Raw genomic sequence first — 12,870 nt, forward strand, 5'->3', positions numbered from 1 at the left:
TCAACAGACACTGGATTGTCAACTGGTGACTCTTATCTCCATCTCGTGATTAAGCAGTTGGCGTTTCTGTATTTCGTTTTCTTCGTTTTAGCCACACGTAAAGAACAAACAATACGACAACACCGATTCCAATCGGCAGCAGATATTGATCCAATATCGCCCCAACCTCTTTCCAGTTCTCCCCGAGCATCAAACCAAGATACACGTACACACATGTAATCGGCGTAATGGCCAAAAACGTATACAGGCAAAACGTCCACACATTCATTTTCGCAATACCGCACGGGATAGAAATAAGGGTTCTGACGCCTGGAATAAACCGGCCGCTAAACGCAACAAATCCGCCATGCTTTTCGAAAAAAGCATCCGATTTATCAAGTGACTCAGGTTTTACAAAAAAGTACTTCCCATATTTATTTAAAAAGGGTCTGCCGCCGTAACGTCCTAACCAGTACAAAGTCAAGGGGCCAACGACACCGCCAATGGAACCGGCAGCCACAACACCGATGAAGGTCATGTCCCCTTTTGAGACCCAGTAGCCCGCAAGAGGCAAAACCACTTCAGCAGGAACAAACTCAATGCATAATGCAAGGAAGATGCCAAAGTATGACAAATTTTTAAAGGCATCAGCTAAAGAAATAATAAAATCTTCGATGTTTATCAATCCCTTTCACACATAATCAGTTTGACAGGCTATACCGCTGATAAAACCGTGCCACCTATTAAACGAAGCAAACCTAGAAAACGATTCACTTTTCATTGTTTTTTTACATTAAATTTGATTTTACTATAAAAAATGAGGGGAAAAAATACTGATTGTCCTTTTTAAGTGAAGGAAAAGTGAACACAGTGACCATCCGATCCGATATATGAAGTATATGTCTGTTTTTAGATACAGGAGGTTTTCTTACATGACACATTTAACTGGAAGCTACAACGGATGGCTTGTCTGTCTGTCAGTCGCTGTCGCCGCTGTCGCCTCCTACTCAGCTCTTCAATTAGCGGGGCGAATGATTCAGTCAAGCGGTGCAAAGAAAAAAGTATGGCTGATCATTGGTTCGATGATCATGGGAATGGGAATATGGTCGATGCATTTTATCGGCATGATGGCCTTCCACATGCGATCTGGCATCACCTATGAAACGCCCTTACTCATTTTATCGATTTTAGCCTCTTTTATCGGCTCTTTAATCGCTTTTTCAATATGTATTCAGCAGCTGCTCTCCACAAGAAGACTGCTCATAAGTTCAATCACGATGGGTTCGGCTATTTGCAGCATGCATTATCTCGGAATGGAATCAATGGCCAATGTTACCATCAGCTATGATCCATTTCTCTTTTTCCTTTCGTTTTTTATTGCTGCGCTCGCTTCATTCTTTTCATTAAATCTTTTTTTTCGGCTTCATAAATATGGAAGAAAACGGGAGGATCAGCTGTTAAAAATAGCTGGTGCACTCATGATGGGCGTTGCCATTGCGGGCATGCATTATACCGGCATGGCGGCATCGACGATGTTTTTTCATTCAGAGGGTCAGATCGCTGCTGGTGGTTCTCTTGAAATGTCACCATTCAGCCTGTCCATTTTCATCGGTTTGATGACACTTATCGTCCAAACGCTCATGATTTTTGGCGCTTATATTGATCACCGAATCATGACTCAATCAGATAAGCTAAAGGAAAATGAGCAGCGGTTTCAATCGCTCATCAAACACAATATAGATGGCATTATTGTGTTATCTGTCGATCGAAAAGTACTATCTGCTAATGACTCAGGCAAACAAATTTTAAAGATATGCAATTCTTGGATTGGCGACGATGTGAGTCAATACGTGATGCCGACTGAGATGTGGGAAGATTTTATTCACCAGTCAAAAAAGGCCATCACACGCGAAGCAGAATTGAAAGCAGCAGATCGTTTTTATTATTTTCATGTCACTTACATACCTGTACACGTTAACAATACGCTTGACAGCATTTATCTTGTTTTAAAGGATTTAACGCAGCAGCGGATTGCTGAAAAAGAAATTCATGTGATGGCACATTATGATGCGTTAACTGAACTGCCTAACCGCCGTCACGGGATCAATTATTTAAATGATGTTCTATCCGCTCAAGAAGAGACAAGAACCTCAACGGCTGTTCTATTTCTTGATTTAAATCGGTTTAAAATTATTAATGATGCACTCGGTCATAACATAGGGGACCTGCTTTTGAAAGCCGCCGCAAACAGACTCACACAATGTTTACCGGACAATGGCTTTATTGCAAGACTTGGCGGGGATGAATTTTTAATGATTTTCACTCACATGAAGGGGGATACGTATCAAATTGAACAGCTTTCGAAAAATATCATCCGCCAATTTGAACGTCCTTTTTTCATCCAAAACCATCAGCTCATTACATCCATTAGTATCGGAATCGCCATCTCTCCGCAAAATGGCAAAGATGGCATGGAACTCATGAGAAAAGCCGATATGGCGATGTACTTATCGAAAAAGAATAAACAAAGCCGCTATGAATTTTTCACTGAATCAATGGAAAGATCTAGTGAGGACAGATTAAATCGGGAACTCGAGTTAAGAGATGCCATTCAAAGAGAGCAGTTTGTGCTTCATTATCAGCCGCAAGTGAGTGCCAAAACAAGACAAATGACAGGGGTTGAAGCCCTTTTAAGAATGAAAGCGCCAGACGGCTCTCTTAAATCACCTGAGGCTTTCATTGAACTAGCTGAGGAATCTGGCCTTATCATTGATATTGGGAGATGGGTCATTGATACCGCATGTAAGCAGGCAAAAATATGGTATGACAACGAATTGAAGATTCCTGTAGCGGTGAATTTATCTGCTAAACAGTTCAACTCCGAAGACTTAATTGATTTGATCAAGCTGACGCTGAAAAAATATGACCTTAAACCGTCACTGCTTGAGCTTGAAGTGACAGAAAGTATGACAATGGACAACATCAAGCAGTCAAAACAGGTCCTAACGTCTTTGAAGCAGCTTGGCGTTCGCATTAGTATTGATGATTTTGGTACAGGCCACAGCTCTTTAAGCTATTTGAAGGATTTGCCGATTCACCGCCTGAAAATTGATAAATCATTTATCGAGGATATTTTGAGCGATTCAAAGTCTGAGCAAATCACAGGGGCTATTATTGCAATGGGGCACCAGCTATCTCTAGATGTCATTGCAGAAGGTGTTGAAACCTTTGCACAAGCGCAGCTTTTATCTACGCAGGGCTGTGACGACTTACAAGGCTTTTATTATGCCAAGCCGCTTCCAGCAAGCGATATTGAAAAATTTATCGCCTACCCTGCACATCAGCTGGACACATAAAAAAGAAGACAAAGGGCTTAGCCCTTTGTCAATCATCTGAAAGGTGCCTGCCAGGGCATCTTTTCCTTTTATCTAAATAACAAATGCTGACTGTGAATACCTGCTTTTTTCAGCAGACTAATCAACTGCTCCTGTTCTTCACGCGAGAGGCCAGAAAATGCCCGCGCAATTCGAAGCGAATGGATCGGGTAAATCTTATCGAGATAACTGCGCCCTTTTTCCGTTAAATGGGCATAAACCGACCGTTTATCCTTAGGGTCTTGTTCTCTTTCAATGAAACCATTGCGTTCTAGCTTGTCAATTACATACGTCACATTCCCGCTGACAAGCAGAAGTCTTGAGCCGATTTGCTGAAGCTTTTGAGCACCTCTCGTATACAGCAATTCAAGAACGGCAAACTCAGTTGGATTAAATCCATGCTCCTTGCTGTCTCTAATACTGTGTTCGGATACGCTTTTAAATGCTCTTGCAAAAACCTTGTAAAGCGTCATTGAACGTTCTACTTCTTCTTCATTAAACGATAGTCTCATCACATATCTACCTCTTATAATATTTTTTTAACTTCAAGGCTTTCTTGCGGTGCAGTTGGAGCCTTTCGTAAAAAATAGAAGTACGTTTTTGAAAACCCTTTCAACCACATAAGTGACTCCATTCGTGTTATGTATAAGTTTTCGATATAAACTTTTAAAATCCTTCTTATTTTTCACAATCATCTCGAAAAAAAGCTTTTTCAGCAAACCATCAAATTGCGACAAGTTTTAACATAATCTGTAAAGACTCTTTATTTCCTTGCAATTCATTCGTCAAATTTCTACAAAATTCAATATTGCTATAATATTTAACACGCAAAAAAAGAACCCTTCATGTGACACACGCACATTTTAAGGGATTTTTACAGATAACGGTCTGTTTTGTTGAAAAAGAAATGATACTCTTTTTTTAAGTCACTATTTGTCATGTTCTTCATCATATCAGGGCTATACTCCCCGAGTGAGCAAAGCTGCTTCGTATAATAATGCCTTTCTTTTGCTAACGCTTCTTTTAATATACGCCGCACGACATCTCCCCTCCTATCAATGGATATGGATCGGGTGCTTATGAAGACTTTTTATACAAATCATTTTGTACGGCTCTTAGAAGATCATGTGCATTCTGACCCGCAGCCTGCATGAACTGCTCCAGCAATTCGTCCCTCCTCACATCTAATGCGATGATTTCTTTTGCCATACGGATGATTTGTGTTTTCTCCATCATGTGCTCCTCCTCCTCAGTCTTCTCCTCATTATCATATTTACTTGTAAGATGGATTGCACGCTCACTGTTAAGTTTCCTGCCATACTTTTTTCGTTTTTTTCATTTTTGTGTTATATTTTCTAACAAACGTTAGGTTTTTTTACTTTCCGTTCTATATAATATGAAAAAAAGACTTGCAGGGGTGAGTATATGACGCAGGAAGATGTATCTTATAAAGATAAAAAAGTCATTTCAATCGGGATTGTCAGCGAATTAACAGGACTTTCCGTCAGGCAAATCCGATATTACGAGGAACGTAAACTCATCTACCCCCAGCGCTCAACAAGAGGCACGCGGAAATATTCTTTTTCTGATGTAGAACGTTTAATGGATATCGCCAATAAACGGGAAGATGGTGTGCAGACAGCAGAAATTTTAAAAGACATGAAGAAAAAAGAACAAGCATTAAAAAGCGGGCAATTTAAGAAAAAAATGTTGGAAGGACAGATCAATGCACACTTTCGGTATAAAAATCGATAAACAAAAAAGAATCGCTCTTTTGAACGATTCTTTTTATTTAGATGAAGCGTCAGACCCTTCAACGACCCCTACGAAGTCAATAATCACGCCGCCTCTTTCAGGATCTTCTTTTACACGAAAGGCAAGTGCCTTTTTCTCTCCAGTTTCTACATCTTCATAATTCGCATGAAAGACGTGAATACTGGCTTCTTCCATTTGAAAATCTTCATAGGAAAGCGACTCAATGCCCCATTCCTTTTTCGATTTGAGAATGTCACTCAGGCTTGGGACCGCCCCTTCGACATAGACGTTCTCTATTTTTCTTTTATTTCCTTCGGTGATGGCTTCAAGCATATGCTCTGCAGCCACCAGCCTTCTGTCTTTCCCCTCGTCTTCCCTTTGACATGCACTAAGCAAAAGAACGCACATCAACATGAATCCCCATTTCTTCATGTGTCTCTCCCACCTTCTCCTTAAAATGTAAAGGATGGAAGCGCTATATGCAATCTTTATTGAAAAAAGACTGTAAAACGACATGTTTTACAGTCTCTTTGCTACATAAGCGTATGAAGGAATGCTGTCGCAATTCCAAAATAGATCAGCAGTGATAAAATATCATTTAATGTTGTAATCAGCGGCCCAGATGCAATAGCTGGGTCCACGTTTAATCTGTGTAAAATAATAGGCACGACCGTACCTGCCATTGTACCGATAATGAGTGTTGCAAGGAGTGAGGAACCGACAACAAAGCCTAAAACCACATTGCCCTGCCACACCATCGCAACGACGGTAATAATGACTGAACAAACAATTCCAATGTAAATACTTGTTCTCAGCTCTCTAAAAATAAGCCGCATAATGGTTTTTTTCGTTAATTTCTCTTTTGAAAGTCCTCGAATGACCACCGCTAGAGACTGTGTACCAGTATTCCCTGTCATACCTGCAATCATCGGCATGAAGAAAGCAAGAGCAACGACTTGCTGAAGGGTATCTTCAAAATAATTTAAGATACTGCCTGAAATCAGCCCGATGAATAAAAGCAAGATGAGCCAAGGAAGACGTCGGTATGCCGCAACAAATGCCGGCGTGTCAAACGTAATATCTTTACCAGAGGCAGCGAATTTCTCATAGTCTTCTCCTGCCTCTTGAATGACGACATCAATAATATCATCAACGGTGACAATCCCAACAAGGACATTATTCTCTTCTACAACAGGAATGGCAAGGAAATCATATCGTTCAATGAGCTTTGCGATTTCTTCCTGGTCTTGAAACGCTCCGACAGCAATCACTCTTGTAAACATGAGATCCTGCACCTTTTCATCCGGTTCACCTAAAATTAGGTCACGGTATGAGAGGACGCCCACAAGCTGTTTTTGATCATTAATGACATAGAGGTAGTTGATGGATTCGGCAATTTCGGCAAAGCTTTTCAGCTTCACAACAGCATCCTGAACCGTATAATGCTGAGGAATCCATACGTACCGGTTGGTCATGATACGCCCTGCTGTCTCAGCAGGATAATTCATGAGAAGCTGTACGGCCTTTGATTCCTCGGCTTCCATGTTTGACAGCAGCTGATCTTTTAGCTCGTCATCCATTTCATCAAACAAGTTGGCTAAGTCATCGTTATCCATTTTGTTTGTGACGAAGGTGGCTTTGTCTTTCCCTACTTTTTCAAGGACGATCTCTTGATATTCACGCTCAAGCTCGCCCATCATTTCCGTCACATCATCGACTGTTAAAAAATGCAAGAAGCGGCCGCGATGCTTTTCTGGAAGCTCTTTAAATAAATAGGCCATATCATAAGGCTGAAGCTCTTCCATAATGTTTTTAAATTCTTTGCGTTTGCCGTCTCTTAATAAAATAATAATTCTTAAAATGAGTTCATCGTACGTAATGTTCTGTATCATCGCTGTTACCTCCCCAAAGTCAGGAGATACCCGAATCCCTTAGAATGTGCGGGGGGTCAGGATCTCCTCTATCTGATGCGTCAATCTGATCTTTTGACATATTCTCTATGTGTCTCGAATCGGGATGATCCATCCCCACACCTCCTTTTCTCATAAAAAAGCACCTTCAACCGAATGAAGGCGCTTTGTAAGCATGACAAAATAAACACTTACTCCTTCAATCGTAGAGCTTTAGCACTGTATGGCATAGGACAAAACCAGCTGCATTAAAAATCACCTTATGTCGATGATTTCTGTTGACCCATTGGCGTCTTTGGACATTTTTGGGCAGCAGCGTATCTCCATACAGGAGCCTCACCTAACGAAGTCTCATATTGTTAACACAATGAGATTACAGAAAAAGCGGAATGATGTCAATAAGCAAGATGCCAAGTCTCGTCATGTATTCGCTTACTTTTCAAAAAAAGAGCGATAGACGTTGACCATCGCTCTTTGCTAAAAAAGGGCTAAAATGAACTTTATTTTAGTCCTGTTTTAGCGTGACCTGAAAACCTTTGCAGTCTAGGAAGAACGAGTACCGGCGCGGAGCGAATTTGACATTCGTGAGCACCGGCACGCAGGACTGACAAAGAATGCGAGGGTTTGTCTACACGTTGCCATATCTTTTATTCCTCTTTTGGCTGATTCATATCCTCTTGGGAGAGGAGATGAAAGGAATCATGCAAAAACAAAGCATATCCTTCTCCATCAGGATGCGGAACATATTCCGCGCGGTCCATCGTCTGCTCTTCTTCTTTTTTCTTCATCATATTCTCTCGCCTCCTTTCCAGTAGTTTGTCCCAATGAAAAAACCTTACACATGAAAGTGTAAGGTTCGATCTTCTTTAATCATCCCATTCTTGCTTCAGGATTTTGCCTGTTTTAGCGGAAATCTCAAAATCGACTTCTTCGCGGCTTGGTGTCGTGATTTCAATTTCATAGATGTACACACCATTTTCTTTATCTAAATCTGAATCTGTGACTGTACCTTTTACTTTTGCAAGGGCAATTTGTTCAGCCTGTTTTTTGGTGATTTTCACATTTTGTTTCTTTTCTTTGACTGGATCATTCAGCGCTTTTCCTGTTTTTGCATCGACATATACTTTATATTCAAAGCCGCCTTTTTTAATCTCGACCTCATACACCCATTTTCCTTTTTTACGCTCAAGATCCACATCGTCTACGTAGCCTTTCACCACTTTTAATGCTGCTTTTTCAGCTTGTTTCTTTGAGACAAACGATGATTTTTTTTGCACCATTTGTTCGGCATTTGCCGTTTGATTTGTATTTTGCGCTTGAAGGGTGAAACCACCTGCGACAAGAGTTCCTGTTAATGCTGTCGCTACTAGTACTTTTTTCATCATGTTCATTTCCTCCTCTGTTTGATTTCTTCTTTATCTTAAATAAACAAGATGATAAAGGAAGGAAAGAAACATGAGAAAATCATGAGAAATGGATTAGTTTTCGTACGTAATGCCTTCAATGTCTCCTGTATAGGCGTTCACAAGCACCTCTGCCTCTCTTCCGTCAGGCAAATCTAGCTCCACCTCAAACACGAGCATTCCGCTGAATGTTTCAAGATCTGCATCATCCACTGTCCCGCCTACTTCTTTTACAGCAATTTGAATGGCTTCCTCTACTGTGATTTTTGTCAGCTTCTTTTCTTTAGAGGTCGGCTTTTTCTTTTCTGCTTCTATCACCTTAAACGTTTTTTTATCTACCTCTACTTGATACAGTTCTTTCTTTGATTGAATCGTAAAGGTAAAACGATCGGCTTTTTCTTTCTTTTGAATCACAGTTCCATTCACTTTTTTCACTGCCGCTTCTTCTGCTTGAAGTTCAGCATTTTTTTCATTTGGTTTTTGATAGCTTTTTAATTGTTTGATTTCTTTCATTTGACCGCTTGCGGAAGATGCAATGATTTGATAGATGCCATTTGAATTTTCCAGCGTCAATGTATAGTCCTTTTTATTGTTGATGAGATCAATATGTGTGATGTTTCCATTGTAATCTTTCGCGATGATTTTTTTGATTTCTGCTTCGCTTAATATTTTTTGATCAATGGTTTGAATCATGAGCATTGCAAAGGCCGCAAGAACGATAAGACATCCTGCGAACGCAAGCACCATTTTTGATTTTTTAGACATGCAGCGCCTCCTTCCTATTTCCTATTTTATAAGGAGGAAATGAGAAATTGATGAGAAAAGACCTATTTATTTCTGAAAAAGAATGGTTATGGTTGTTCCTTCGCCGATACGGCTGTCTACCTCTAGCTTGGCCCCATGCTCTTCAGCAATTTGCTTCGCAATTGACAGACCAAGTCCGGTTCCACCCGTCTCACTGTTTCTCGCTTCATCCACGCGGAAAAAGCGGTCAAAGATTTTCGGCAGATCCTCTTCTTTTATGCCAATTCCTTTATCAACAACTGAAATAAACGGCTTGTCTCCTGCCTGCCCGCAAATCACATCAACTGGCTCTGCACTATATTTGATCGCATTGTCAATCAAGATGGTCAAAAGCTGTTTGATTTTCTCTTCATCCCCTTCAGCGATCAGCGGATGTTTTGTTTGCACATGAGATTGAATGGTCCGATTGGTGGCCACTTCAAGTGTATGACATATTTGCTTGCACAAATGACCAAGATCAACCGGCTTCATGTCCAAATAAAGCGGCTGTCCATTTTTCGCAAGTGTGAGCAATTGATCTGTCAGCCTTTTCATTTTTTTCGCTTCATCATGAATGGCTTGAGAGGATTCTTCTATGACCTCTGGTCGTGTTTGTCCCCAGCGTTTAAGTAAGTTGCTGTAGCTTATAATAACAGTGATGGGTGTTTTCAATTCATGAGAGGCATCGTGTAAGAATTGCTGCTCTTTCTCATAATGCTTCTCAAGAATTTCGGACATTTCATTAAAGGTTTGACCCATTTGATATAATTCATCCTTTGAATCACCTGTTAATTCAATTCGTTTAAATGCCTTTTCCTTCATACTTGCCTTCATTGTATTGGTCATTCGACTAATTGGGCGGACGATTTGTTTGGTTAAAATGTGACCTGCAAAATAAGAAAGCACAATAAACAAAACGCCAGCAGCGATTAATATCATTTTTAATAATGCCAAGTTTTCTTCTGTATTTTCGATTTCTTCATATACTTGAAGCGACACAATCTCCCCGTTTGTCCAAATGACGGGAATAGCGGCGAATGCAATCATATGCTTGTTGTAATCTTTTATTTTTGCTGTCTGACCAGATTCGTATGTAAAGGGCAGTGAGCTAAACGTTGATTCCTTTGTGACGGTCAGCTTCGATTCGTCCTTTTCTGTCACAACACGGATCATGCCATTTTGAGGCAGATATGCTTTTAGCAGCTCCGAAGAAGGAAGGCCCTCTTCTTCTGACTTTTTTAACGCAATCGCAATATTTTCAGCCACCTCAGACAGCCGAGACATATCTTTTTGCGTCAAGGTCATTGAAAAAATAAAATAAATCGCTGTATGAAACAGCAGCACCATTAAAAACAAGGACAACGACGTATAAAGCTGGATCTTATTTTTTAATCTCATGCTTTATCCTTTCATCACATAACCCACACCTCTCACTGTGTGAATCAACTGTTTTTCAAATGGGTAATCGACTTTTTTCCTTAAATAGCGGATATAGACATCGACCACGTTCGTATCACCGAAATAATCAAAGCCCCAAACAGCTGTTAACAGCTGATCTCTTGTGAGCACTTGCTGCTGATGTTTTAGCAAATGGACAAGCAGGTCATATTCTCTCGGTGTCAGCTCCAGCATTTGACCGCCTCTTTGGATTTCTCTTGTTTTCTCATTGACCGTCAGATCTGCTATGCTGAGCTCAATTTCCTTTTCTTCTTGCGCACTGCTATTAAATCTTAGCTGCGCACGAATTCGTGCTAATAATTCTTCTATATCAAAAGGCTTTGTAATATAATCATTTGCTCCAAGATCAAGGCCGCTTACCTTATCAGGAACACTCCCTCTTGCTGTAATTAAAATAATGGGTGTTTCTGTATTCGTCTTTCGAACCCTTCTCAGCACTTCAAGACCGCTTAATTCTGGAAGCATGACGTCAAGAAGCACCAAATCGAAGCTATCTTCTTCAAGAGCCTGAAGTCCGTTCATGCCTGTATCTTTGACTGTCACCTCATACCCTTCATATTCAAGTTCAAGTGACAGCACTCTTGCTATTTTCTTTTCATCTTCGATTACGAGTATCTTCCCTTTGTTCATCTCTATCTCTCCTATCTAAAAAGGCAAGCTTGTCTTTCCATTATTATATGTTGCCTTTCACGTTTGGAACAGTCACAATCTTCACATCTTATTTTTCCCCCAAAAAAAGATCATGATGAGTCTTTTGTTCACCTAACGGTTCATAAAGCAAATACTAGAGAGTGAAATGTTTTTGGAGAAAAATATTTACACTCGTTCTCCTTCTCCTCATAACTCTCCTATCCATTCATTTTTGTTGTTAAACAGGACTGTCTTTTTTAGTTCTTTTCACCCATTTTTATTTGAACAGGTGCAAGCTCACTATGCAGCATTTCCTCCTTTTTCATATGATATCAAGAGTTTTCTTCAAAAGGTGACTTCTTTCGGCAAGAAGCGAGGAGAACTGCGAACATATGAATAATTTGATGATTTGAAAAATGATTACAATTGACCCTTTTCGGTCAAAAGTTTGTTTTATACAATAACATTACGCAACCTGAATCTACTTTGAAAACAAAATAAGGAGGGCTTTCTTATGAAAGGTGAAATTCGCTTAATTCCGTATGAAGTAAAAGCCAATGTGATGGAAGCGAAAGAGACGCCAGAAAGTATTCAGGAGATTAAAGCACCCGAACTTTGGTCAAGCGGCTTCAAAGGAAAAGGCATAACCATTGCTGTCCTTGATACAGGTTGCGACACGGAGCATCCCGATTTAAAAGATCAGATTATCGGTGGCAAGAACTTTACCGATGATGACAATGGAGATGCTGAGAAGGTGAAAGACTACAATGGGCATGGTACCCACGTAGCAGGAACGATTGCAGCAACGGATCAAAATGGCGGCATTTTAGGTGTTGCCCCAGAGGCCAAGCTGCTGATCGTGAAAGTCCTCGGCGGAGAAAATGGCAGCGGGAAATACGAATGGATCATTAATGGCATCAACTATGCGGTTGAGCAAAAAGTTGATATTATCTCCATGTCTCTTGGAGGTCCAAGCAATGAACCAGCCCTGCAAAAAGCCATTCAACATGCGGTAAATAGCGGTGTGCTTGTTGTCTGCGCAGCAGGAAATGAAGGTGACGGAGACGAGCGTACTGAAGAGTTCTCCTACCCAGCTGCATACAATGAGGTCATTGCCGTCGGCTCTGTCTCTCTTGCAAGAGAATCCTCTGAATTTTCCAATGCGAATAAAGAAATCGACCTTGTCGCTCCAGGAGAAGATATTTTATCCACTCTTCCTAACCATAAATACGGAAGACTAACAGGCACTTCCATGGCTGCCCCTCATGTGAGCGGTGCACTCGCCATTATTAAAAATGCCGAAGAGGAAGCATTCCAGCGTAAATTGACAGAACCTGAGGTATATGCTCAGCTCGTGAGAAGAACCCTCCCTCTGAAACAATCGAAAACCCTTGTAGGAAACGGGTTTTTATATTTAACTGCGCCTGATGTGCTCCTTGAGAAAACATTGGAAGCAGAACTTTTGTCTCTATAGCTTCATGATAGGTCCTGAGAAAAGATAGAATTTTCTCGGGATTTTTTTAATTAAAATTATTCAAAATTTACTTTGACGAAATGAAGTGAACGTTATATAATCGA

The 12,870-nt window shown here is 40.5% G+C and carries 14 protein-coding genes and 1 riboswitch; of the genes, 3 read left to right on the forward strand and 11 right to left on the reverse strand.

Annotated elements, in window-relative coordinates; all coding sequences use genetic code 11:
* Window positions 1-49: 49 nt before the first annotated feature.
* Window positions 50-664 carry a DedA family protein gene (locus tag GPA07_RS13135; protein WP_071167722.1) on the reverse strand — a complete coding sequence of 205 codons (615 nt, stop codon included), beginning with the start codon at window positions 662-664 and terminating at the stop codon, window positions 50-52.
* A 247-nt stretch (window positions 665-911) separates the two neighbouring features.
* Between GPA07_RS13135 and GPA07_RS13140 the strand changes: the two genes are divergently transcribed.
* A complete protein-coding gene (locus GPA07_RS13140; protein ID WP_008361355.1) occupies window positions 912-3,335 on the forward strand; it encodes a bifunctional diguanylate cyclase/phosphodiesterase in 2,424 nt (807 codons plus the stop codon).
* Window positions 3,336-3,403: 68 nt separating this feature from the next.
* On the opposite strand, the gene GPA07_RS13145 is transcribed toward GPA07_RS13140, so the two are convergent.
* The 3 genes from GPA07_RS13145 to GPA07_RS13155 form a co-directional block, all read right to left on the reverse strand.
* The gene (locus GPA07_RS13145) at window positions 3,404-3,868 is read right to left on the reverse strand and encodes a MarR family winged helix-turn-helix transcriptional regulator (protein ID WP_145939385.1); all 465 of its coding nucleotides are present in this window, start codon (window positions 3,866-3,868) and stop codon (window positions 3,404-3,406) included.
* A 359-nt stretch (window positions 3,869-4,227) separates the two neighbouring features.
* On the reverse strand, window positions 4,228-4,392 hold the full coding sequence (locus GPA07_RS13150) for a stress protein (RefSeq protein ID WP_157292663.1): 165 nt from the start codon (window positions 4,390-4,392) through the stop codon (window positions 4,228-4,230).
* 38 nt (window positions 4,393-4,430) lie between these two features.
* A complete protein-coding gene (locus tag GPA07_RS13155; protein WP_008361350.1) occupies window positions 4,431-4,586 on the reverse strand; it encodes a hypothetical protein in 156 nt (51 codons plus the stop codon).
* 192 nt (window positions 4,587-4,778) lie between these two features.
* Between GPA07_RS13155 and GPA07_RS13160 the strand changes: the two genes are divergently transcribed.
* Window positions 4,779-5,108: a MerR family transcriptional regulator gene (locus GPA07_RS13160; protein ID WP_008361347.1), complete on the forward strand. Its 330-nt coding sequence runs from the start codon at window positions 4,779-4,781 to the stop codon at window positions 5,106-5,108.
* 33 nt (window positions 5,109-5,141) lie between these two features.
* On the opposite strand, the gene GPA07_RS13165 is transcribed toward GPA07_RS13160, so the two are convergent.
* The 7 genes from GPA07_RS13165 to GPA07_RS13195 all read right to left on the reverse strand — a co-directional run bounded on the left by GPA07_RS13165 (window position 5,142) and on the right by GPA07_RS13195 (window position 11,292).
* Window positions 5,142-5,540 carry a hypothetical protein gene (locus GPA07_RS13165; protein ID WP_157292665.1) on the reverse strand — a complete coding sequence of 133 codons (399 nt, stop codon included), beginning with the start codon at window positions 5,538-5,540 and terminating at the stop codon, window positions 5,142-5,144.
* Between the two features lie 101 nt (window positions 5,541-5,641).
* Window positions 5,642-7,000 (reverse strand): magnesium transporter, encoded by a 1,359-nt coding sequence (gene mgtE, locus GPA07_RS13170; RefSeq protein ID WP_008361343.1) that lies wholly within the window; start codon window positions 6,998-7,000, stop codon window positions 5,642-5,644.
* 209 nt (window positions 7,001-7,209) lie between these two features.
* Window positions 7,210-7,373, reverse strand: a riboswitch (M-box (ykoK) riboswitch).
* Window positions 7,374-7,665: 292 nt separating this feature from the next.
* Window positions 7,666-7,809, reverse strand: a complete 144-nt coding sequence (locus GPA07_RS18675; RefSeq protein WP_167358852.1) for a hypothetical protein — start codon at window positions 7,807-7,809, stop codon at window positions 7,666-7,668.
* Window positions 7,810-7,884: 75 nt separating this feature from the next.
* Entirely contained in the window at window positions 7,885-8,403 is a 519-nt protein-coding gene (locus tag GPA07_RS13180) for a PepSY domain-containing protein (RefSeq protein ID WP_157292667.1), read from the reverse strand.
* A gap of 93 nt (window positions 8,404-8,496) precedes the next feature.
* Window positions 8,497-9,186, reverse strand: a complete 690-nt coding sequence (locus GPA07_RS13185) for a PepSY domain-containing protein (RefSeq protein ID WP_008359454.1) — start codon at window positions 9,184-9,186, stop codon at window positions 8,497-8,499.
* Window positions 9,187-9,252: 66 nt separating this feature from the next.
* On the reverse strand, window positions 9,253-10,602 hold the full coding sequence (locus tag GPA07_RS13190) for a sensor histidine kinase (RefSeq protein ID WP_157292669.1): 1,350 nt from the start codon (window positions 10,600-10,602) through the stop codon (window positions 9,253-9,255).
* Between the two features lie 3 nt (window positions 10,603-10,605).
* Entirely contained in the window at window positions 10,606-11,292 is a 687-nt protein-coding gene (locus GPA07_RS13195) for a response regulator transcription factor (RefSeq protein ID WP_008359448.1), read from the reverse strand.
* Between the two features lie 514 nt (window positions 11,293-11,806).
* Between GPA07_RS13195 and GPA07_RS13200 the strand changes: the two genes are divergently transcribed.
* Window positions 11,807-12,766, forward strand: coding sequence for a S8 family peptidase (locus GPA07_RS13200; protein WP_008359446.1), 960 nt, complete (start codon window positions 11,807-11,809; stop codon window positions 12,764-12,766).
* Window positions 12,767-12,870: the final 104 nt, after the last annotated feature.

Origin of the sequence: Bacillus sp. ms-22 (assembly GCF_009759805.1) — a bacterium.
Lineage (GTDB): Bacteria > Bacillota > Bacilli > Bacillales > Bacillaceae > Bacillus > Bacillus xiamenensis.